Below are 20,675 nucleotides of genomic sequence, written 5' to 3' on the forward strand. Positions count from 1 at the left end.
GTACAAAAGCCCGCCAGTTCTGCTGTGTGGGCTTTCACATCATTCCTGCTCGGCTTCAGCTTCCGGCGGTTGCGTGCTGGGTTCGCCGTTGTCCACGAAGACGCCCTGTTTGGGCATGTCGGTAGATTGCAACACGTTGCCTTCGGGATGGTGCTGGGCCTGCTCGTCGTCTTGGCGGTGTTGGCGGTCTGTGGGTTCCTGAGTCATACGGCAGAGTAGGGGAGAAGCGGGGGCCGTGCATGCAGCCTTTCCTTCATCCTGCCCGGAGGGCCGCGTGGTAGGCTTCCCAGCCGTGAGTGTGCCTGAATCTGCTCTGTCCAAAACCTCCAGTCCGGTGCGCCTCTCGCTGCCTTTGCTGGGTGCAGGTGCGGCGGCGTTCTTTACGCTGGGCATCATTCAGGCCATGTACGGCCCGGCTTTTTCGTTTTTTCAGGCCCGCTTCGGGGTAGATACGGCGGCAGTGGGCTGGATTGCCAGCGTGCATTTTTTGGGTTCGGCCCTCGCACCACCGCTGACCGGTGTGGCCCTGACCCGCTTTAGCCTGCGCCGCGTGGTAGTGGCAGGCCTCCTGATTCTGGCCGCAGGGGTAGGTTTGGTAGGCTTTGCGCCGCTGTGGAGTTTGGCCCTTGCCGGGGCGTTGGTGGGGGGCCTCGGCCTCGGCACCGTCAGCGCTTCTCTAAACGCCGCCTACGCCAGCGTGGGTACCCGCGCCGTGAATCTGGTCAATGCCGTGTTCGGGTTGGGCAGCATCGCCGCGCCGTTGGTGGTGGCGGGCTTGGCTCCACGCAGCTTGGCCCTGCCATTTTTGGTGGTGGCTGGCCTCTCGGCGCTGACATTGGGGCTGGTGCGGCTGTGGGGCATTCCCGCCATGCAGCCTGCCCCGGCACAGACGGCGGCGGCCCGGCCCGGTGTGCAGTTGGGGCTGTTCGCCTTCCTGATCGCGGCCTACGTGGGTCTAGAGGCCGGGTTCGGTGCTTGGCTGGCGCGGCATCTGGACGGCATCGGTCTGGCGGGTTCGGCGTTTATTCTCAGCGGATTCTGGGCGGGCCTGACGCTGGGGCGCATCATTACGGGCGCGGTAGGAGCGCGGGTGTCTCCGCCCCGGCTGGTGCTGGGCAGCGCCGTCTTCGTGACCCTGTGCGCGGTGGCGGCCACTCGGCCTGCACTGGCTCCGGCTTCATATCTACTGGCGGGCCTCGCGCTCGGCCCCATCTTCGGTACCACCCTCGCGTGGATGACCCGCACCCTGCCTGCCCGCCTGATCCCGTTCCTGTTGGTGGCCGGTTCGGCGGGCGGAATCCTGATGCCGATTTTGTTGGGCGTGCTGTATTCGCGCAGTGGCCCGGCGGCTGTGCCTGCGGCGTTGGCGGTGTTGGGCGTGGTCTTGGTGGTGCTGGTGGCCGCCACCGCCCGCCTGACCCGGCTGCGGCCTGCGGCTGTATAAGGCGGCACAATTGGGTTCCTGACCCCCCACCTTTGCCTGAACCCCGCGTATATGACAGAATGCGCCCGGAATCCCAGTCAATCTGTCAGTCCCCGTACTGGGGCAGGTTCATCCCACATCCATTCTTGCCGTGATTCTTTCCCGCAGTAGCGTATGCCACAGCAACGAAAGCAGCACGGCGCAACCGGAGGCAAGAGTGACGTCACAGGCAACCAAGCAAATCAGACTGACCCCCGAAGGCTTCGAACGCCTTCAGAAGACTCTGTTGCAGGAGCAAAACCGCCTTGCAGAAGCCACGCGAATCTTGCAAGAGCAGATGGAAACCAGCGCCGACAACGAAGACACCGGCCTAGAAGACGCCAAGCGCGAAAAGATGAACATCGAAGCGCGAATAGACGAACTTGAGGACACGCTGGGCCGCGCCACCATCATTGCAGAGCATGAAAATGAAGGCCGCGTGGAACTCGGCGCACTGGTGACGCTGGTCATCGACGCCACCAAAAAAGAAATGCGCGTGCAAGTGGTCAGCGCCCCCGAAGCCGCCGTCTTGGGCGGAAGCCTGCCCCGCATCAGCGAAGACAGCCCGGTGGGCAAGGAACTGATGGGTCGCAAAAAAGGTGACGCCTTTGTGGTGAATCTGGACAACGGCAAGCAGATGAAGTACAAGGTGAAGGCTATCGACTATTGAAGTTTTGGGGTGTGGGACGGAGGTAGGGGCGTCTAGAGCATTTGTCATAATAAGACTGAGGGCTGAGCATGCTTGAACCAGCCGCGAATGTTGGTCGGTGTCACGGCTTCAAGGGCCTGAAAAATTGCTGGGATCAGCTCATCCACGACTCGCCATGCCCCTCGGCGCACTCTGGCTTTGACCTTGGAGAACAGCTGTTCAATGGGGTTGAAATCTGGGCTATAAGGGGGCAGATACAGCAAGGTGCAGCCGCAGCCTTCGATGAGCGTCCGGATGGACGCCCGATGATGTGACGAGAGATTGTCCAAGATCACCACCTGGCCTGGCACCAGCGTCGAACACAGCAATTCACGCACATACCATTCAAAGTTCACGCCGTTGACAGCGCCGTCCATGATCAGCGGGGCCACCGGCCCCGCCAGCGTCACCGAACAGATCAAGGTGTAATTCTTTCCATGATTTCTGGGGATGATGCAAGGTGGCACGCTGATCACTTGGCGCGCGGGCATAGCCCCTGGTCATGGCCGTGTGAAATCCACTTTCATCCAAGAACACCAGACGCTCGGGATGTCGCAGATGTGGCGCAAGGTCGTTCAGGAACTGCGTACGCAGTTCCTGAACACGTTCACTGGCGACCACCGTTTTTTTTATGCGTGATGCCGTGCCGCGCAAAGACGCGGTCGGCGGTCTTAAAGCTGATCTTCAGGCCAGTGGCCTCTTCGAGCATGCGGGCATGCTCGACCAAGGTGGCGTCGGCGTGGTCGCCGAGTTGACGCAGCAGCTGGACTTCGTGTGTGCTGGTCACGCGGCGTGGACGTCCGGATGGTGTACGAACCTGACCCAGGCGGCCATCGTGCGCCAGCGTGAGATAGCGTTGCACAGTGGTGGGATGAACGCTGAATTGCTGCGCCGTTGCCGTCACTGACTGTCCACCCGTGACGGCCTGCACAATGCGTTCGCGGAGCTCTAGCGCATACCCTCGACTTCCGACAACCTTCATGGCCTTATTATGACAAATGCTCTAAGGGTCTAAGAACTGCTTAAAACCCCTGTGCCAAGCTTTTCCCTCGCCTCTTGTGGGACTCGCAGAGCTACGCAGGAGAGAGGGCGCTGTGAAACAGCGGGAGAGGGGCCACCGGGAAACCGTGCCTACCCAAAGCAAACCCCCCCAACCCAAACCCACTTCGTTTTCAGGCCAGAGGAGAGCGCCCAAGCTCAAGCCTCTGGCTTGTGCTCTTCCGGCCTGCCTCTTGCGGCCCCGCCTTATACTCACGGTTATGTCAGAATTGCCCAACCCTAAACCCACTCAGCCTGAGGCTGTGCAGTCAAACCCCGCGCGGCCCAGCGGCCTGCACGAGCAGACCATCAGCCGCCTGAACAACCTAGACGCCCTGCGCGAAGCCGGTTTTGAGGCGTTTCCTTACAGCTACGCGCAAACGCACCACGCCGCCGATGTGTTGAAGGCGCACCCATCGGGCGAGGTGAGCGAGAAGTGGGAAGATGAAACCTACAGTTTGGCGGGCCGCGTGATGCAGTTTAGGCACATGGGCGGCGCGGCTTTTGCCGACGTGCAGGATGAAAGCGGCACCTTGCAAGTCTACTTTGGCAAGAAGACCACCGAAGAGTTTGCAGCCACCAAAAAGATTGATTTGGGCGACATCATCGGCGTGCGCGGCTTTCCGTTCGTGACCAAAACTGGGCAAGTGACGCTGGACGCACAGGCGTGGCAACCGTTGGTGAAGAGCCTGCACCCGTTGCCCAGCAAGTTCTACGGTCTGCAAGACGAAGAACTACGTGCCCGCCGCCGTTACGTCGACCTCATGATCAATCCGGAAAGCCGCGAAGTGTACCGCACCCGCTCGCGCATCGTGCGGGCTATTCGGCACTTCCTAGACGATCAGAACTTTATGGAAGTAGAAGGGCCGACGCTGCAAGTGGTGGCGGGCGGGACGGAAGCTAAGCCGTTTAAAACCTTCCACAACGCGCTCGGTCACGAGTTCTCCATGCGGATCAGTCTAGAGTTGTATCTCAAGCGCCTGTTGGTGGGCGGTTTCGAGCGCGTGTATGAGATTGGGCGCAACTACCGCAACGAGGGCATAGACCGCACCCATAACCCTGAATTTACGATGTTGGAAGCCTACTTTGCTTACGGCGACTACGAAGACATGATGAAATTGGTGGAAACCATGTTGCACGGCCTAGTCATGGAGCTTCGCGGCACGCCTGTCATCGAATATCAGGGCAAAACCGTCGATTTCAGCCTGCCTTTTAAGCGCCTAGATTTTGTGACAGCCCTCACCGAAGCAGCACACCTAGACTTCGATCCGCTGGATTTGGTCAAATTACGTGAGTGGAGCGATGCCAAGCACCCGGAGTTCCGGAAAGTGCCTGATTATAAGTTGCTGGACAAATTGGGCGGCGAGTACGTCGAACCGGACTTGATCAACCCCACGTTCCTGACCAATATGCCGCTGGTCATCAGCCCACTCGTCAAGGCCCACCGCGAGCGCCCCGGCCTCGCAGAACGCGCCGACTTGTACGTGGCCGGATTCGAGTTGGCCCCCATTTACTCGGAACTGAACGACGCCCTCGACCAACGCGCCCGCTTTGAAGCCCAGACCGCCCGCCGCGACGCTGGCGACGACGAGGCCCACGAGCAGGACGAGGATTTCTTGCTGGCGCTGGAATACGGGATGCCGCCCACTGCGGGCATGGGCATGGGCATAGACCGCCTGACCATGCTGCTCACAGACCGCGACTCTATCCGCGACGTGTTGCTATTCCCGTTGCTGCGGCCAGAAGCTCCGGGCGGGGCGGTACAGGCAGAGCAGACCGAGGAATAGAGGGTTTTACAGTATCCAGCTCACGTCTACTACGGGTTCGGACAAGTTTTGGTTGGGAGGGGGGAACGGGTAAGGCGTCCTAGGCGACGTTTCTCGCTGCCATAATGTTCTTCGGTAAAAACTGTCCGAACCATTGTTTGTGCGGAGTCCGTCTAATTCCATCCTAATCTGAACCCCACAACTTACGGCTCTATCTCTCGGAATCTACATCTTTTCCCAGCCGCTCTACTTAAATTGAAACACCAAATTGTGATGCTCTCAATTGGCATCTAACAAAATTTGACCGGAATTGAATACCCGGTCATTTTTGTTATCTGGAAACCTGTTCCACTTCATGAAGGCGTCAATATTGTTAAGTTTCTTACGTAGTAGGGGTAAACTGCGGCTGTAACCGGTTTAATTAATTCGTTCATTTGACAAACCAAATATTGAAGATGCAAGATAGCTTCATTCCAGATTCATCCACTCCTGCGCTTTGCAGGAAACCCGCTGCCCTTCCTCTGCTGCCGAAGCTGAGCCTCACCCCGCTTTTCCTGACGCCTGCTGCGGCTGCGCGTTTCCTTCTCCTGTGATTCAAACGGAGTTTTTGAATGTCTGACCCTGTTCACGCCACCCTTGATCTTGCGGCTATCCGCGCACAGCACACGTTGCTGCTGCTGGGATTGCTGTGGCAGGGCGAGCGGGCGCGGGTAGACATTGCGCGTGAACTGGGCCTGTCGCGTAGCGCGATCAGCTCTATGGTCAGCGAACTGATGGCGGTGGGGTTGGTGCAGGAAGTGGGCACACGCGGGTCGGGCACGGCGGGGCGGCGGGCAACCTTGCTGGCCCTGAATGACCGCGCCGCCTACCTGCTGGCCGTTGACCTCGGCAAAAGCCACGCCCGCGTCGATTTGCTGGATTTGCGCTGCCGCACGTTGGCGACCCGGCATGTGCCGCACGATATTCAGAGTGGCCCCGCCGCTACCTGTGCGCTGCTGGCAAGTCTCAGCGCCGCCGTAATGGGAGACGCCGGAATTACCCGCGCTGCTGTGGCTCTGGCGGGTGTAGGCGTGCCTGGCCCGGTAGACCAAAGTACCGGCCAGATGGTGCAGCCCCCCAATATGCACGGCTGGGACGGCGAAAACGTGCGGGCCAGATTGGAAGGAACGTTGGGCGTAGGCGTGCAAGTCGATAACGACGCCAACTTGGGTGCGTTGGCCGAAGCCCGCTTTGGGGCGCACCGGGGAGCCGTCGACCTGATTTACGTAAAGGTGGCGACTGGCATTGGTGCAGGCGTGCTGCTGGGCGGGCGCTTGCACCGGGGGGTGCGGGGCGGCGCGGGCGAAATTGGGCACATCAGTATCAATGAGCAGGAACCGCACAACCGCAAACAACCCCATCACCCGGAGAGTCGCGGCGACCTAGAGAGCTACGCTGCCGCACAAGTCGTAGTGGCTTTGGCCGCCAGTTTGCGGGCTGAGGGAACGCCCACCACCTTGCCCGATCCTGCCACGCTGTCCGACCTGTTGGCCCACGCCAACACCGATCCGTTGGCCCGCGCTGTCTGGGAGGACTGCGGGCATCATCTGGGCGTGGCCGTCAGTACGGCGCTCAACCTCTTCAACCCCGAAGCGGTGGTGATCGGTGGGCGCTTGTCTCAGGCCGGAGAAGTGTTTCTGAATGCCGTGCAGCGCAGCGCCCTGAGCCGTACTATGCGGATCAATGCCGAGCGCACCCGCATAGAACTCAGCACGCTGGGCAGTGAGGCGGGCGTGCTGGGGGCCGGAGCGATGCTGCTCGATCACCTGTTTACGCCGCAGGGATTGCGCCACCTTTACGCAATCTCCGCTTATACGTTGGCTCAGAGTACAGCTCGTGCTGCGGCCCAACATGCGGCTCACACTGCCGCGCATCCGGCCCCGAATGTGCCAGACCCCAGTTCTCCATTGTCCGTCGCCACTGCCGCGAGCCGCGCTCCCCCAGAGGTTCGTGCAGACGCCCATCCCGTGTCCCGCGCTCCACCCGGTCAACTTTGACCTGTCCAAACCGTCCGCTCTACTCCGCCACTTCTGTTCCTTCTGGAGGAATCTACATGAGTAAAGTTCAGTTCAAGAAAGCCCTGCTCGTTGCCGCCGCCCTCGCCGTCACCACCTCCGCCGCTGCTGCGGGCAAACTGGAAATCTTTTCGTGGTGGTCGGGCGATGAAGGCCCCGCCCTCGAAGCCCTCGTGAAGCTGTACAAGCAGAAGTACCCCGCCGTGGCCGTAGACAACGCCACCGTGTCGGGCGGCGCAGGCACCAACGCCAAAGCCGTGCTGAAGACCCGCATGCTGGGCGGCACGCCCCCCGATTCTTTTCAAGCCCACGCCGGACAAGAACTGATCGGCACCTGGGTGGTCGCCAACCGCATGGAAGACCTGAGCGCTCTGTTCAAGTCCGAGGGCTGGGACAAGGCGTTCCCCAAAGACCTGACGGCCCTGATTTCCAGCAAAGGCGGAATCTGGAGCGTACCTGTCAACGTTCACCGCAGCAACGTGATGTGGTACAACCCCGCCAAACTGAAGCAGTGGGGTGTCACGGTGCCCAAGACTTGGCCCGAATTCATCACGACCTGCGCCACGCTGAAGCGTAAGGGCGTGGCCGCGCCGCTGGTCATGGGCGAAAACTGGACTCAGCAGCACCTCTGGGAAAGCGTCATGATCGGCACGCTGGGCGCTCAAGGTTGGCAAGACCTGTTCAGCGGCAAGATCAAGTTCACCGATCCCCGCGTGGTCGGAGCCTTCACTACCTACGGCAAAGTCATGGACTGCGCCAACAAAGACGCCAGCGGCCTGAGCTGGCAGCAGGCCAGTGACCGCATCGTAGACGGCACGAGCGCTTTCAACATCATGGGTGACTGGGCCGCCGGATACTTCACCACCACCAAGAAACTGGCCCCCGGTACGGGCTTCGGCTGGGCCACTTCTCCCGGCACCAGCAAGGTGTTCGTGATGCTGGCCGATTCCTTTGGCCTTCCTAAGGGTGCCAAGAACCGCGCCGAAGCCACCAACTGGCTGAAAGTGCTGGGCAGCAAGGCCGGACAAGACGCCTTCAACCCCCTGAAAGGCAGCATCGCCGCCCGAATCGACAGCGACCTGAGCAAGTACAACACCTACTCCAAGAGCGCCGCCACCGACTGGAAGAACAGCAAGATCGTGGGCAGCATGGTTCACGGAGCCGTCGCACCCGAAAGCTTCACCAGCGCCTTCGGAGCCATCATCGACCAGTTCGCCGCCACCAAGAACAGCGCCGGAGCCGCCGCCGCCGCCCAGCAGTTGGCCGTGAAGGCCGGATTCAGCAAGTAAGAACCCTGAACGTGGGGGGTGGAGCGTGGATCGTGGTGTTCACGGTTCGCTCTCTCCCCCCACTTTTTCGTTTTCTCTGTTTCCCACGTTCAAAGCTCCACGTCCCCAAGGAGGCCACATTTTGAAAGGCCTGACCAAAGACCGCCTCTGGGCCATTGCCGTCCTGACCCCCAGTTTGCTGCTGCTGGGTATTTTCGTTTACGGCTTTATTGCCCGCACCGTGTACGTCAGCTTCACCGACTGGGGCAACGACCCCGCGCAGGCGCTCGCGCTCAATCCCATCATCAAGTGGGTAGGATTCGCCAACTATCAGGAACTCTTTACCGGATTCCTGCAAGGCCGCTTCCGGCAAGAGATGGTCAGCACCATCTTCTTCACCGTGTTTTTTATTTTGGGTTGCTTGGGCCTCGGCTTAGGGTTGGCCCTCGCGCTTGACCGCAATCCCAAGGGTGAGGCGCTGTGGCGCACCATTTTCCTCTTCCCCATGAGTCTCAGCTTTATCGTCACGGGCACCATTTGGCGCTGGATGCTGCAACCTCAGGGCGGCGTGAATCAGTTCCCAACGGCGGTGGGCGCACCGGCCAGCACCTTCGGCTGGCTCAGCAGCACCGATTCCATCTGGAAATTCGATTGGAATCTGCTTCCGATCATCACGGCAGTCGTCGTCGCCATCGTGATGGGTGTGCTTGCCTACCGCGCTTTTGCCAGCGGCCAACGCACCCGTACCATCGTGGCCGGGGCCAGCGCCGCCGTGCTGCTGCTGTGGGCCATCTTCATCGCCCCTAACCTCAAGATGCTGCCCGCGCCCGAACTCCACGGCTTCAACCTTGCGCTGATCGGCATTATCATTGCGGCGGTGTGGCAAATGAGCGGCTACACGATGGCGCTGTATCTGGCCGGATTGCGCGGCATTCCAGAAGAACTGCGCGAGGCGGCCCGCGTGGACGGCGCAAACGAAATCGACATGTACCGCCGCGTCGTGTTCCCCTTGCTGTCCCCCATCACCCTGAGTGCCATGATTATTCTGGGCCACATCAGCCTCAAGATTTTTGATCTGGTGTACGCGATGGCTGGCCCCGACAACACCTTTGCCAGCGTTCCGGCGCTGAACATGTACCTGACCAGCTTCCGCCAAAACCAGTTTGCGCTGGGCGCGGCCATCGGCACCATTTTGCTGATCTTGGTGGCCTTTATTATCGTGCCGTACCTGTCGTCCCAGTTCCGCACCGAGGAAAGTCACTGATGACCACCAGCATTCCTACGGCGGCCACCGCCAAACCGCCTGCCACTGCGCCCCGCAAAAGCATCGGGCGGCCCGGCCTGTACATCGTTCTCATCGTCGCCGCGCTGTTTTTCCTGTTGCCCATTTATCTGCTGTTCGCCACCGCACTCAAGTCGCCCGACGCGATTAATTTGGCGACCACTTGGCGCTGGCCCGCCGCCCTCAACTGGGCCAGCTTCTCCGAGGCGTGGGCCAAAATCGGCGGCAACCTTGGCAACAGCCTGTTCTTGGCCGTCGTTGCCACCCTGCTGGCCGCCATGATGGGCAGCCTCAACGGGTACGCCCTCGCCAAATGGAAATTTAAGGGCGCGAATACCGTCTTCGCCCTGATGCTGTTCGGTATGTTCATTCCGTATCAGGCCGTGCTGATTCCGCTGTTCCAGTTCATCAAGGCGTTGGGGCTGTACGGCACGATTTGGGGCCTGATTTTGGCGCACGTCGTGTACGGCCTGCCCATCACCACCCTGATTTTCCGCAACTTCTACGCCGATGTGCCCGACGCTCTCGTCGAAGCCGCCACCATCGACGGCGCGGGCTTCTGGCAAATCTACCGCCGCGTCATCTTCCCGATCAGCATTCCGGGTTTCGTGGTGGTCATCATCTGGGAATTCACGCAAGTCTGGAACGAATTCCTGTTTGCCGCCACGCTCACCAACACCGACGCCCAACCCGTCACCTACGCCTTGTCCCAGTTGTCGGGCGGGCAGGCGGTGTCGTGGAATCTGCCTATGGCAGGCGCAATTCTGGCCGCGCTGCCTACGCTGCTGGTCTACATCCTGCTGGGCCGCTACTTCGTGCGCGGTCTGCTGGCCGGAAGTGTGAAGGGCTAGAGTTTTGTAGATTCTGAAATGAAGAAGGCCAGAGCGTTAGCATGCGCTCTGGCCTTCTTGATTGTTGGAAGTATGGGTTGCGTTGAGTGAGGGTCACTGGCTTTGGGCCGAGCTGTCAATCTTTCCTTTGACCCTCAGATCTCTTGCCCATATCCCACGCTCCACAACCCTATTTACGCCATCTGCAACGGACTGACCAGCGCCGCCGCTTCCGGGGCAAAGCGCGGCACTTCGGGCAGGTTTTCTCCGTTGGCGTCAATTAGGTTGCCGTACATCATGTGCGGGGTGGCCTGATTGATTCGCACCCTATGAACGCCCGCGCCCGTAATTCCCAGCACTTTAGGAACAACTGTCGGGTGGTTGCCGCGCGTATGGCCTTCCAGAAAGCCCTCGCTGAAGGCGTCGCCGCGCAGCAGGACTTCCTGAATACTGCCCACGTGGGCGGCGTTTTTGCAGGCGCTCCAGTCTTTTTGCTTGGCGATCAGGCGGGTCAGGCGCTCCACCTTCACCTCACGCGGCAGGTCTTCAAAGTGCTTGTAGCTCGGCGTGCCGGGCCGGGCCGAATACGCGAACATATAGGCGCTGTCGTAGCCCACTTCGTCGTACAAGCTCAGCGTTTCTTCAAAATCGGCTTCGGTTTCGCCGGGAAAACCCACGATGATGTCGGTGGCCAAGACCGCGTTCGGAATGTGCTTGCGAATATTGGCGATGTGGTGCAAATACTCCTCGCGGGTGTACTCGCGGGCCATGCGCCGAAGCACGCGGTTGCTGCCACTTTGTACCGGCAGATGCACGAACTCGCACACGGCGGGCGTTTCGGCCATCGCGGCGGCTACGTCTTCCGTAAAGTTCATGGGGTGGCTGGTCGTAAATTTGATGCGCCGGATGCCGCTCTGTCCCACCATCCTCAGCAGGTTGGCAAAGCTGGGAAATCCGGCCAGTTTTGCGCCGCCGTCTACCCCGTAGGCGTTCACGTTCTGGCCCAGCAGGGTCACTTCCTGCACGCCTGCGGCGAGTTGCATGTCCAGCTCACGCAAAATCTGGTCGGGATGGCGGCTGACCTGCGGGCCGCGCGTGGTGGGCACGATGCAGTAGGTGCAGTGGTGGTCGCAGCCGCGCATGATGGTCAGGTGCGCCTGCAATTTGCCCTGGGGCGGCGGCGGAATATGGTCGTGCAGCTCATCCTTGAATTGCAGGCCCCAGAAGCGTTCGTTGCTCTCCAGCGCCTTGCCGATGTCCAGCAGACTGCCGGGGCCGAGCAGCACATCCACTTCAAATTTGCGGGCAATCTGCTGTCCTTCTTCCAGTTGGGCCAGGCAGCCCATCATGCCGATGACCAGGGGGCGCTCCGCCTTCAATTTGCGGAGGGTGCCCAGCACGCTGCGAACCTTGTCTACAGGCTTGCCGCGCACCGCACAGGTATTGATCAGCACGAAATCGGCCTCGTCCACACTGTCTACGATCTGAGCGCCGAAGCTGACCAGTTGGGACTGCACCAGATGGGTGTCGTACTCGTTCATCTGGCAGCCGTAAGTAATAAGGTGGGCCTTCATTTCATCACGTCCTTGGGGCTGGCCGGGGGGATTCCGGGGCCGGAACTTGCCCGCTTTTGCTGGGCAGGAAGGGGCAGTTTAGCGTAAGAGGGATTGCGGCGGGGGCTTTGGCTGGAGTTAGCAGGAGGTCAGGCGGCTGGTTTTTGCCCACGTTGGAATTCCCCACCCCCCAGCCCCCTACCCCCAGAGGGGGCATGGGGAGCGACGCTCCGCTGAGGAGGATTGATCTTGTCGCATCCAGACTTAGCGGAACCCCTCTCTAGAAGCTGAATCGCCAGTCGTCCTGGTACTGGAATTGGCCCGCGCGTTGCACGCACGACGGCCTCACACGGATGGGGGCGGGGACGTTATGAGGTGGCGGTGTCGGGGTTTTTGCTCCCTCACCCTTGGGGGGACTCGCAGAGCTGCGAAGCAGAGGGGGTAAGTGAGCGTCCGCGATTGCCCTTCCTTAGACCCTAGACCTTAGACCGTTCACCGCACGCGCCGCAGCGTTACCGGGTAACTCAGTGCATTCACCCGCAGGCGTCCGGCCAGCAGCTCACCCCTGATCGTGCCACTTAGGAAGGCGTCCGATTTGGCGCTCAGGCCGTCCAGCCCGAAGCCCAGAATGCTGAAGCGGGCGCTGGGGCCAGCGTTGGCATCCAGCTTCACGGTCAGTTCTTGGCTGCCGTTTGGGGTGGGCAGCAACGTGCCAGCCACCGAAAAACGGTCTCCACTGCTGCGGTTTTCCATCACGCCCTTTGCGTCGTAGGTCAGCGGATTGACCGTGAGGGTCAGGCGGTACTGTTGCGGGCGCAGCAGCACGGTGGCCTGTCCCTCAAACACATGTACGGTTTGCGGCTGGGCAGATTGTGGCTGTGCAGCGGGCGCACAGGCCGCCAGCATCAGCGGGAGGGGCAACAGCAGGCGCTTCAAAATTCTTCGCCTTCTGGAACTGGTATGGGGTACACGGTGCTGTTGACGGCCTGCACGCGGCGTTCGGGTTCGCCGTACAGGGCGCTGATCAGGCCCGTGCGGTTGGCGGCAAACCACGCTTTCAGGGGCGCGACTCCGGGCAAGGCCGCGATCACTTTTTCGGCTTCCGCGCCTCGTCCAGCCAAAATCATGTTGCCGTAATAGCCGCTCAGACGGGGCGTCAGACTTTCCAGATCAGGGTAGTCGATCATCCGGCTCCGCAGTTCCTTTAGCTCGCGGGCAGCTTCTTGGCTGGGCACATAGGCATAAGCGCGGGTACGGTCTGCCAGCCGGATACCGTCCCAGCCGATCACGCTGCTCAGGCCGGGGCTGTCGGCATACGAATAGTCGAAGTAGGCCAGCGTATCCAGCACGAACACCAGTTCAAAGGTGCCGTCTTTATTCAAATCCACAGGCGAGAAGCCGTAATTGCTTTCATTGATGATGCCGATGTTCTGCACGCTGCCCGTATCCTGCGTAAAAATGTAGGACGTGCTGCAGCAGTGTGCCCCACCCGAAAACGTGCTGACCACCAATTCGGGCATTCCGCCGGGACGCAGCGGGATCAGCTTGGCTTCTACAGCAAAGTCGCTGATCGTAAAAATGGTGCGGGTGCCGTTGCGGAGGGTCAGGCGGGCGGCAGGCATGCTGTCATCGGTCATGGCTGCGCGGGTCAGTTGGATGGACAGGCCGCCCCATTTGGTAGGCGTGACAGGCGTCTTGGCCTGTGCCAAAGCGGGAGCCATGATCGGAGACAAAGCCAAAGCAAGAGCGAGACAGCCGGAGCGCAAATTCATGCTCTCAGCCTATGCCTAAACGGGCGTGGTGAAGACTCTGTTCAGTGAGGCCCCCCCCATCGCTAAAGCCGGTCTCTAACATCAACCCCAGACCCAGCAGGCGGTCATCTTGGCCCCGCTGCATTATTAGTTGCACGCCCACCCACTCAGTCTGTGTGGGCAGGGCCAACGCAGGAACACCCAGCAAACTGAAAGGGGCAGTCAGGCGCAAGACGGCGCGGCGCAGGGGCAGTGGGCCACCTTCCAACTCCGCGTTTTCTTGGCCTATCAGCGGGGGCGGCGTGGGCACGGCGGGGGCCAGCAAGACATCAAACCGCGTAAACAAGTCATCCAGAACAGTCCGGTAGTCGGCGCGTCGGGTCTGTGCCGCCTGTACTTCCGCCGCCGTGATTGCCGCTCCCTGCCGCAAGAGTCCCAGCGTAAAGGGGGTAAAACCGGGGTCTTCTTGCCGCAACGCTTCCCGGTGAACCTGCGCGGCTTCACTCAGCACAATTGGGGTGTAAGCGTCCAGCATTTCGGGCAGCAGGGCGGGGGAGAGGGTGGCCCCTAAGCCCTCCAACCGCGCCGCGAACGCTGCCACCGCTTCCCGCACCAGTCGGTCTGTCCAGCCTTCCGGCAGCCACAGGCCCACGCCCAGGCCTGACCAATCTTGGGCGTCGATCTGCGTGCCAGTGAGGGCGGTATGGACGCGGGCCAGCGTCGCCACATCCCGCGCCAGTGGCCCCGCATGATCGCAAGTGGGACTCAGGGGCAGCACGCCCGCCAACGAATAATCGGGGTGATCTTTGCTGGGCTTGAACCCCGCCACGCCGCACCATGCCGCCGGAACGCGGATGCTGCCGCCCGTGTCTGTTCCCAGTGCGAAGTCCACTTGACCCACTTTTCTCGCGCCCAGTGCCACGCTAACCGCCGCCCCGCTGCTGCTGCCGCCCGGACTGTGCCCCGGCAAAGTGGGGTGTTCGGTGCCGCCGTAGCCGTTCATGCCCGTAATACCCAGCGCGATTTCGTGCAGGTGTGTTTTACCCACCGCCGAGGCTCCCAGCTCCAGCAATCGGCGCACCAGCACGCTCTCGCCCGGATCGGGCACAGGGGCGCGGGTGCTGGCGGTCAGGGGCCAGCCCTCCACGCCGTACAGGTCTTTGACGCTGAAGCGCAGGCCCGATAAAGGCCCGCCTGACTGCCCCTGTATTGACTGGCTGTGTAGCGGCTGAGCCGGAACATAAGCCCAAGCCCGTTGGGGGTCAGAAAAGTTAGGAGAACCAAGCGGGGCAGCATCGGAATTCACGCCCACAGCCTACAGCTCATACTCCTTAAAACGGCAAGATTGCGGGCTGCTTCCACACGCCCTGTGCAAGCGTAAACGGCCCGAAGGAAGGCTGACCCAAAATACCCAGATCAGCCGTAAAAGTGCCGTCTAGGCGGTAGCTGGCTTCCTGCCCACGCGCGATCTTCAGAAAAGTTGCGCCTGTGCTGACTGTGAGGGGCAAGATCAGGTTGGCGTCCTGCACCGCTTCGCCGCGAGCGGGCAAATTCACGTTGGGCAGATCGATGGTTCCCACGTCTTGGCCGTCCAGAATCAGGCGGCTGGCAATGTTGGCGAGGCGCACGGGCACGCCGTTGGGGTTGCCCATCTTCACGCGCAGGGTAATGTTGGCAGTGGGGGTGCCCAGCAGCGAGAGGCTGTTCAGGCGTGCGCTCTGAACCTCGAAAGTCGGCACTTGTACCGCTTCTTGCACGGTCGTGCAGCCCACGAGGGCGGCAGAAAGGGCGGCAATGGGCAGCAGGAGGAGGCGCATGGCCTAGAGTACCGTGCTGACCGGGTGGGTGCCTGACCCAATTCTGAAGCGTAAGCCTTTGCAACTAACGTCCCTGCCTTGCCCGCCTGCTACCCTGACCCGCATGAAGCAGATTCGGGCAGGCAAGATCAAGGCTGTGGCGCTGGGGGCGGCCTTGCTGGGCAGCACGGCGGGCGCGGTGGATTTGGATTTCGGAGTTGCCTACCGCACAGGCACGGACGTTGTGGGCGCAGGCAATGTCTGGCAGCAGACCACCCCCCGCGTCGGCGTCTCCAATGTCAGTGCTTTAGGGGGAACACTGTCGGCGGGCATCTCTAACCGGGCCGTAGACGCGGGCTACGCGCTGGGGCTGTCGTTGCCGCCGCTGGGGGCCGTCAGTTCCCGTACCGATCTGGCTGTCACGTGGCAGGGTGGCCTGCGCCTGTCTTCCCGCGCAACGGGCACAGCTGGCCCGGTGGCGCTCACTGCTGGGGCCAGCGTTTTCACCACATCGGCCACTGCTGTAGACCCGCTGGCCGCGTGGACTTTCGCGCCCACGGACTTGCGAGACCGGGGCTTGACTGGCGATATTGCCGCCCGCTACCGCGTCAATCGCAATCTGGTGGCCGTGCTGGGCGGAGAATTCGGCGCACAGAATCAGGGCTTCTTGGGTGTAGAATCCCGCCGCGACCTGACCCGCGTGCTGGCCCCCAGCGAAGGCGACGACCCCACGTTGGAGCCTGCCACCGAACGTACCGGAACCCTGACCTTCCGGGCAGGCGCACGCGCTGGGCAGGACATTTTGGGCGTCACGGGCGGCCTGACCTACGCCACAGAAGCGGGCCTGAGCCTTGGCCTAGATGCACTTGTCGGGCGCGGCCAAACGGATTCGGGCGGCACAGGTTTGGGCAGTACGGGCCTGACTTACGGACTGACCGCTAGCGTCACGGCCCCCGACTTGCTGGGCGAGGGCAGCAGCATTCGCGTCTATTCAGCCTACGAGCCTTGGCGCACCGCCAGCGCCCCCTTGCGGGTGGGGGCAGAAGCCAGCTTGCCCCTCGGCCCCGGCGAACTGAGCCTTGATGTGCGCGGCGGGCGCACTCTGGGCGGTACGGCAGGCTTCGGCGCTCGCGTGGGCTACCGCTTGCCGCTGGGTGGGAGTGAGTCAAGTGGCACCGATTCAAACGGGTCTGATTCCCCTCAAGACAGCACGCCTTGACCCAGTTGGGCATCCTTCCAAAGATGCACACCCGGCAGCTAAACCAGCCATCAGCCGGTGCGGTTCCTTCTCATGAGAGCAGACGAGATACTACCGCCATGAAGAACCTGTTGACCTTTTCTGTGCTGGCGTTGGCGGCTTTGGCTTCCGGCGCAGGTGCTCAGACTGCCCAAGATATCCTCAACCGTGTAGACAGCGCCCAAAAATCGGCCAAAGACGTGTCGTTTCGCCTAAGTGGCACGGCCAGCCTCGAAAGCTCGGCCCAGAAAATCGACCTGACCGTGAAGAGCATTCCGGCCCAGAGTGTGGCCCGCCTGCAATTCCTCGCCCCCGATGCTTTGGCCGATAACGTGGTGGTGGCCGACAAAAATGAGGTGCGCCAATACCTCTTTTTGACCAACCAAATCACCGTGACTCCGGTCAAGAAGGCCGCGAACTCGGCAGGCTTTGGGGGACTGGATTTCACGCAACTCAGCAACGCCGCCACCTTGCTCAGCCAGTACAGCGTGAAACTGCTGGGAACCACAGGTGCGGCGGGCAACCGATTGTTCCAACTGGAGGCCACCCCCAAAGGTACGGGCAGCACCGACAAAGCCCGCGTGTGGATTACCGAGGCAGGCTGGAGGCCCACGCGCCTGCAACTGGTCAGCAGCGCCAACAAAGTGCTGGCCGACCTGAATGTGTCCAGCTATAAGGTCAACGCGGGCCTCACGGCAGCGGGCCTCCGCACGCTCCCCAAAGACGCGGAAATCATTCGCCAGTAAGGGCCAATCGGCATGTAAGAGGAGAGAAGGGGCTATAGGCTGCCTTCTCTTTTTTTGGTTTTGGGAACAGGTGGTTGCCTTGGCCGGGGTTGTGTTTTTGTCAGACGTTCAGCTCAGAGCGTGTTTGTAGAGGGTGGACTGCCTGTCCGAGCTACGTGTAGAACAGCATTCGCAGCGCTCGCTTCCCCCCTCCTAACCTTTGCTCCTTGCGCTCTATGAGTCCCCGCAGAGGTGGAGGAGCTAAAACCCCCTGTTTGCCGCATTTGGAATCAACTTTCGCGTACACAGCCTGTTTTGATGAATTCCTGCACCAACGGCTCTAGGTCATGCAGGGCCACGTCGCTTCTCATGGCGTACTCGGCGGGCGTCAATGTTTCGCCCAGCGCCCGCAAAAAGGCAATTCCCGTCAGGCCATATTGGGTACGAAACTGCTGATACACGCTTGTAATGGCGTTCATAGAGTCTCTGCCTCGAAGGGTCAGCGTGTATTGATGGTGCGCCCACCCTGCCAAGCTGCGCGGCAAAATGAGGGTTTGGGGCCGCAGCGGGGCCGGAAACGCGCCCTCGTAGGGCAGGGTAGCGGGCAGCGTGGCTACAATTTCGCCGCGTGCATAAAAGATGGCTCCGGTGGGGCGGGCGTGCAGGCCGGTAAAATCTTCGGTCAGATTAAACTTCCATGCACGGTTGCCGATGCCGCTCAGCACATGCGCCAGCACGGGCGGCAGCGGGTGGGCACTCAGGGCCGCGCCTTGCTCGTACAAGTTCAGCAACTCGCCCAACGCCTGCTCGCCTGTGGCGCTGGCCGCCGCCGCTGTCACTGTGCGGCCCTCGAACAGCAGCACATACGCATTCTGGTCGCCCAAACTGGCGTGCAGGTAGCCGTACCACGCCGCTTCGTGCAGGTATTTCAAGAAGGCGTGCAGGTCGCAGAACTGTTGATTCAGGCCCGCGTGGGTAGGCGGCGAATAGGGCAAAAACCGCGCCAGAAACGGGCCAGCACCGGGAAACATCGGCACGAGTTCGGGCGTCAGGTCGGCCAGATCGTCTTGACCATCGTAATTCTGAACTTCGGGCGGGCGGGGAGCCTCTGGCGTAGGATTCTGAGCCACTGGGTCGGCGCTTGAGCTTGCTGCATGGGCGGCCAGCGGGGCCTGTGGATCGGGGAGCACGATAGTTTTGCGGGGCAGTTTGACAGGCAGAGTCGGAGCCGTTGCCGTTGCGTCTGCGGTCAGTTCGGTCTGGGGTTTTTCTTTCTCTGCGGGCAGTTCCGGGACTTGGCCTTGTGTCTCCCGGTTCACTTTCTTGCCTTCCCCAGTATGTTTCTCCCCGCTGCGGCCCCCAGTGCCGGGGCGTTTGCGGGCGTCATCGCGTCCGGTCATGCCTCCGCCTCACCCAGAACGGGCTTCAGCTCCACTAAGTAGCGCCCTGCGTTTTGCCTATACCTGTCGGCGTTGGCGGGCGCGGCCACTGGCCCCACCACCCGCGCCGGGATGCCCACCGCCAGCATTCCAGCGGGAACTTCCCGGCCCTCAGGCAGCAATGCTCCGGCTCCCAGCACCGCGCCTGCACCCAGTCGGCTGCCGTTGAGCATCGTGGCTGCCATGCCCACCAAGCTGCCCGCGCCGCACCACGCGCCGTGTACGGTGGCCCGGTGGCCTACGGTGACATCTGTTTCCAGCGTGCAGGGAAAGCCGGGATCGCTGTGCAGCACGGCTCCGTCTTGGACATTGCTGCCCGCGCCAACCGTAATGGGTTCGAGGTCGCCGCGCAGCACTGCACCAAACCACACGCTGGCCCCCTCTGCCACAGAGACGCGCCCGATCAGGTCGGCGCTGGGCGCGATGAAGGCGCTGGGGTGGATATCGGGCGAGGATTGGGCGAGAGCGTAGAGCGGCATGCGGCCTCCGAAAGTGCGGCTGGGCTAGAAAAGTGCGGCTGGGTCAGATTGGCATTGAACCTTGTGAGTCTGGAGATTCAATCTGGCTTGAGAAGCTGCGGAGGGGGAGGGAAACTGTACGGATTTTGGGAAGGGGACGAAGTTTGTCTTACCCACCCAACTGGGCGAGCGCGGCACGCAAGAGCTGCTGATCTTCGGGGTAGGACAGCTGGGCGAGCGCCTGTGCACAATCCCTAAATCCGCCCTCTGCAAAGGTATCTTCTAGAGCGGCGGTGGTGGCCTCTCCGGTCATTCTGAACCAGTGAATCTGGCGGGCCTCGCCCCGGTCATTGGTGTACTCGGTGACTTGCAACGGCGCAACCACGCTGGCGCGAATGCCCGTTTCTTCCTGAACCTCGCGCACGGCGGTTTGCTCCAGCGTTTCGCCCGGTTCTACATGCCCTTTGGGAAAAGCCCACGCGCCGCTGCCCCGGTAGCGCACCAGCAGCACGCGCCCTAGAGAATCGAAGACCACGCCGCCCGCGCCGGGAACGGCGGAAGGGGCCGGGGAAGAACTGTCGTGCGCCGCCGTCATGGCTGGAGTATACGCATGAGCCGCCGTCCGGTTTGCAAGATCACTGCGCCTGCTCAAGACCGGAGTAGTCAGAATCCGCAGCAAAGGGGACGGATTCTGGCTTCCCAATACAACACAGTGGATTTGTTGGTCTTTGGGTCAGCCTTAGAGAGAAGTTCAGGGCCAAGCGGTGCAGCTTCCCGCTGAAATTTGGGGGCAGGGGCCGAAGCACTCATTCTTCCTTCAACCCTGTCGGCCAGTCTACTTGCTTTAATGTTCCCCGCATTCTCGGCACAGTGGGGGCCGCCTCTATGCGATACTCCGCACTATCTCAAATCTAGCCCCATTTGGCGGCGCTGACCCAGTGGGCCAGTGACCCGGCGGCAGATTCGTAGAGATTCAAGGAGAGTTATGGCAGAGGGCCGAGTCAAATGGTTTAACGTCGAGAAGGGGTACGGATTCATCGAGCATCCCGGCAACCCCGACGTATTCGTTCACTACAGCGCCATCCAAAGCGGCGGCTTTCGCAAGCTGAACGAAGGCGATGAAGTTGAGTTTGAAGTCGAAGCTGGGCAGGGGAGCAAAGGCCCGCAAGCCAAAAATGTCGTCGTGACTAATGCTGCGCCTACACCGGTGGGCGGCGCGAGCGACAGCCGGAGTGGAGGCAAGCCTTGGTAAGTCGGCTGACCTGAGTTGCTTACGCTCAGAAATCCGGGTGTTGCGGGGCGCGTGCTGAACGGAAGGCCGCCCCGTT

Annotated in this window: 19 protein-coding genes and 1 pseudogene; 10 read left to right on the forward strand and 10 right to left on the reverse strand. The window is 61.4% G+C overall.

Annotated elements, in window-relative coordinates; all coding sequences use genetic code 11:
- Positions 1 to 39: 39 nt before the first annotated feature.
- On the reverse strand, positions 40 to 207 hold the full coding sequence (locus E7T06_RS21245) for a hypothetical protein (protein ID WP_168733507.1): 168 nt from the start codon (positions 205 to 207) through the stop codon (positions 40 to 42).
- An 85-nt stretch (positions 208 to 292) separates the two neighbouring features.
- Between E7T06_RS21245 and E7T06_RS11990 the strand changes: the two genes are divergently transcribed.
- Complete coding sequence (locus E7T06_RS11990) at positions 293 to 1,444, forward strand: MFS transporter (RefSeq protein ID WP_240741026.1); 1,152 nt, start codon at positions 293 to 295, stop codon at positions 1,442 to 1,444.
- Positions 1,445 to 1,640: 196 nt separating this feature from the next.
- Complete coding sequence (locus E7T06_RS11995; protein ID WP_136366019.1) at positions 1,641 to 2,132, forward strand: GreA/GreB family elongation factor; 492 nt, start codon at positions 1,641 to 1,643, stop codon at positions 2,130 to 2,132.
- A gap of 44 nt (positions 2,133 to 2,176) precedes the next feature.
- Here the strand turns inward: E7T06_RS11995 and E7T06_RS12000 are convergent.
- A pseudogene (locus tag E7T06_RS12000) lies at positions 2,177 to 3,132 on the reverse strand (IS630 family transposase).
- A gap of 277 nt (positions 3,133 to 3,409) precedes the next feature.
- Between E7T06_RS12000 and lysS the strand changes: the two are divergent.
- The 5 genes from lysS to E7T06_RS12025 all read left to right on the forward strand — a co-directional run bounded on the left by lysS (position 3,410) and on the right by E7T06_RS12025 (position 10,409).
- A complete protein-coding gene (gene lysS / locus E7T06_RS12005; RefSeq protein WP_136366020.1) occupies positions 3,410 to 4,975 on the forward strand; it encodes a lysine--tRNA ligase in 1,566 nt (521 codons plus the stop codon).
- Between the two features lie 590 nt (positions 4,976 to 5,565).
- Positions 5,566 to 6,990, forward strand: coding sequence for an ROK family transcriptional regulator (locus tag E7T06_RS12010; protein ID WP_240741027.1), 1,425 nt, complete (start codon positions 5,566 to 5,568; stop codon positions 6,988 to 6,990).
- Positions 6,991 to 7,046: 56 nt separating this feature from the next.
- Positions 7,047 to 8,297 carry an ABC transporter substrate-binding protein gene (locus E7T06_RS12015; RefSeq protein ID WP_205750916.1) on the forward strand — a complete coding sequence of 417 codons (1,251 nt, stop codon included), beginning with the start codon at positions 7,047 to 7,049 and terminating at the stop codon, positions 8,295 to 8,297.
- A 121-nt stretch (positions 8,298 to 8,418) separates the two neighbouring features.
- Positions 8,419 to 9,540, forward strand: coding sequence for a sugar ABC transporter permease (locus E7T06_RS12020; RefSeq protein ID WP_136366021.1), 1,122 nt, complete (start codon positions 8,419 to 8,421; stop codon positions 9,538 to 9,540).
- On the forward strand, positions 9,540 to 10,409 hold the full coding sequence (locus E7T06_RS12025; protein ID WP_136366022.1) for a carbohydrate ABC transporter permease: 870 nt from the start codon (positions 9,540 to 9,542) through the stop codon (positions 10,407 to 10,409). Before E7T06_RS12020 ends, E7T06_RS12025 begins: the two co-directional genes overlap by 1 nt.
- 173 nt (positions 10,410 to 10,582) lie before the next feature.
- On the opposite strand, the gene miaB is transcribed toward E7T06_RS12025, so the two are convergent.
- The 5 genes from miaB to E7T06_RS12050 all read right to left on the reverse strand — a co-directional run bounded on the left by miaB (position 10,583) and on the right by E7T06_RS12050 (position 15,509).
- Positions 10,583 to 11,962 carry a tRNA (N6-isopentenyl adenosine(37)-C2)-methylthiotransferase MiaB gene (miaB, locus tag E7T06_RS12030; protein ID WP_136366023.1) on the reverse strand — a complete coding sequence of 460 codons (1,380 nt, stop codon included), beginning with the start codon at positions 11,960 to 11,962 and terminating at the stop codon, positions 10,583 to 10,585.
- A gap of 471 nt (positions 11,963 to 12,433) precedes the next feature.
- Positions 12,434 to 12,877, reverse strand: a complete 444-nt coding sequence (locus E7T06_RS12035) for a hypothetical protein (RefSeq protein ID WP_136366024.1) — start codon at positions 12,875 to 12,877, stop codon at positions 12,434 to 12,436.
- The gene (locus E7T06_RS12040; RefSeq protein ID WP_136366025.1) at positions 12,874 to 13,713 is read right to left on the reverse strand and encodes a hypothetical protein; all 840 of its coding nucleotides are present in this window, start codon (positions 13,711 to 13,713) and stop codon (positions 12,874 to 12,876) included. The genes E7T06_RS12035 and E7T06_RS12040 overlap by 4 nt, the downstream gene beginning before the upstream one ends.
- A 4-nt stretch (positions 13,714 to 13,717) precedes the next feature.
- Complete coding sequence (locus tag E7T06_RS12045) at positions 13,718 to 15,004, reverse strand: amidase (RefSeq protein ID WP_136366026.1); 1,287 nt, start codon at positions 15,002 to 15,004, stop codon at positions 13,718 to 13,720.
- A gap of 19 nt (positions 15,005 to 15,023) precedes the next feature.
- Positions 15,024 to 15,509, reverse strand: coding sequence for an LEA type 2 family protein (locus tag E7T06_RS12050; RefSeq protein WP_136366027.1), 486 nt, complete (start codon positions 15,507 to 15,509; stop codon positions 15,024 to 15,026).
- A 103-nt stretch (positions 15,510 to 15,612) separates the two neighbouring features.
- Here E7T06_RS12050 and E7T06_RS12055 point away from each other — a divergent pair, with 103 nt between their 5' ends.
- Together E7T06_RS12055 and E7T06_RS12060 are read left to right on the forward strand one after the other, a co-directional pair.
- Positions 15,613 to 16,707, forward strand: a complete 1,095-nt coding sequence (locus tag E7T06_RS12055) for a hypothetical protein (protein ID WP_136366028.1) — start codon at positions 15,613 to 15,615, stop codon at positions 16,705 to 16,707.
- A gap of 98 nt (positions 16,708 to 16,805) precedes the next feature.
- On the forward strand, positions 16,806 to 17,471 hold the full coding sequence (locus E7T06_RS12060; protein WP_136366029.1) for an outer membrane lipoprotein carrier protein LolA: 666 nt from the start codon (positions 16,806 to 16,808) through the stop codon (positions 17,469 to 17,471).
- 269 nt (positions 17,472 to 17,740) lie between these two features.
- Here E7T06_RS12060 and E7T06_RS12065 read toward each other — a convergent pair whose 3' ends face one another.
- From E7T06_RS12065 to E7T06_RS12075, 3 genes are all read right to left on the reverse strand, one after another.
- Positions 17,741 to 18,850, reverse strand: a complete 1,110-nt coding sequence (locus tag E7T06_RS12065; protein ID WP_240741028.1) for a hypothetical protein — start codon at positions 18,848 to 18,850, stop codon at positions 17,741 to 17,743.
- Positions 18,847 to 19,368 carry a gamma carbonic anhydrase family protein gene (locus tag E7T06_RS12070; RefSeq protein ID WP_136366030.1) on the reverse strand — a complete coding sequence of 174 codons (522 nt, stop codon included), beginning with the start codon at positions 19,366 to 19,368 and terminating at the stop codon, positions 18,847 to 18,849. Before E7T06_RS12070 ends, E7T06_RS12065 begins: the two co-directional genes overlap by 4 nt.
- A gap of 148 nt (positions 19,369 to 19,516) precedes the next feature.
- Positions 19,517 to 19,942 carry an NUDIX hydrolase gene (locus tag E7T06_RS12075; protein WP_136366031.1) on the reverse strand — a complete coding sequence of 142 codons (426 nt, stop codon included), beginning with the start codon at positions 19,940 to 19,942 and terminating at the stop codon, positions 19,517 to 19,519.
- Between the two features lie 390 nt (positions 19,943 to 20,332).
- Here E7T06_RS12075 and E7T06_RS12080 point away from each other — a divergent pair, with 390 nt between their 5' ends.
- The gene (locus E7T06_RS12080; protein WP_136366032.1) at positions 20,333 to 20,599 is read left to right on the forward strand and encodes a cold-shock protein; all 267 of its coding nucleotides are present in this window, start codon (positions 20,333 to 20,335) and stop codon (positions 20,597 to 20,599) included.
- Positions 20,600 to 20,675: the final 76 nt, after the last annotated feature.

The sequence above is a fragment of the Deinococcus sp. Arct2-2 genome (assembly GCF_004801315.1).
Taxonomy (GTDB): Bacteria; Deinococcota; Deinococci; order Deinococcales; family Deinococcaceae; genus Deinococcus.

What these genes read in the sequence shown, in the direction of transcription:
- E7T06_RS21245 (WP_168733507.1), bottom strand. Translation starts at nt 207, where the DNA reads ATGACTCAGGAACCCACAGACCGCCAACACCGCCAAGACGACGAGCAG.
- lysS (WP_136366020.1), top strand. Translation starts at nt 3,410, where the DNA reads ATGTCAGAATTGCCCAACCCTAAACCCACTCAGCCTGAGGCTGTGCAG.
- E7T06_RS12010 (WP_240741027.1), top strand. Translation starts at nt 5,566, where the DNA reads ATGTCTGACCCTGTTCACGCCACCCTTGATCTTGCGGCTATCCGCGCA.
- E7T06_RS12015 (WP_205750916.1), top strand. Translation starts at nt 7,047, where the DNA reads ATGAGTAAAGTTCAGTTCAAGAAAGCCCTGCTCGTTGCCGCCGCCCTC.
- E7T06_RS12025 (WP_136366022.1), top strand. Translation starts at nt 9,540, where the DNA reads ATGACCACCAGCATTCCTACGGCGGCCACCGCCAAACCGCCTGCCACT.
- miaB (WP_136366023.1), bottom strand. Translation starts at nt 11,962, where the DNA reads ATGAAGGCCCACCTTATTACTTACGGCTGCCAGATGAACGAGTACGAC.
- E7T06_RS12040 (WP_136366025.1), bottom strand. Translation starts at nt 13,713, where the DNA reads ATGAATTTGCGCTCCGGCTGTCTCGCTCTTGCTTTGGCTTTGTCTCCG.
- E7T06_RS12050 (WP_136366027.1), bottom strand. Translation starts at nt 15,509, where the DNA reads ATGCGCCTCCTCCTGCTGCCCATTGCCGCCCTTTCTGCCGCCCTCGTG.
- E7T06_RS12055 (WP_136366028.1), top strand. Translation starts at nt 15,613, where the DNA reads ATGAAGCAGATTCGGGCAGGCAAGATCAAGGCTGTGGCGCTGGGGGCG.
- E7T06_RS12060 (WP_136366029.1), top strand. Translation starts at nt 16,806, where the DNA reads ATGAAGAACCTGTTGACCTTTTCTGTGCTGGCGTTGGCGGCTTTGGCT.
- E7T06_RS12065 (WP_240741028.1), bottom strand. Translation starts at nt 18,850, where the DNA reads ATGACCGGACGCGATGACGCCCGCAAACGCCCCGGCACTGGGGGCCGC.
- E7T06_RS12070 (WP_136366030.1), bottom strand. Translation starts at nt 19,368, where the DNA reads ATGCCGCTCTACGCTCTCGCCCAATCCTCGCCCGATATCCACCCCAGC.
- E7T06_RS12075 (WP_136366031.1), bottom strand. Translation starts at nt 19,942, where the DNA reads ATGACGGCGGCGCACGACAGTTCTTCCCCGGCCCCTTCCGCCGTTCCC.
- E7T06_RS12080 (WP_136366032.1), top strand. Translation starts at nt 20,333, where the DNA reads ATGGCAGAGGGCCGAGTCAAATGGTTTAACGTCGAGAAGGGGTACGGA.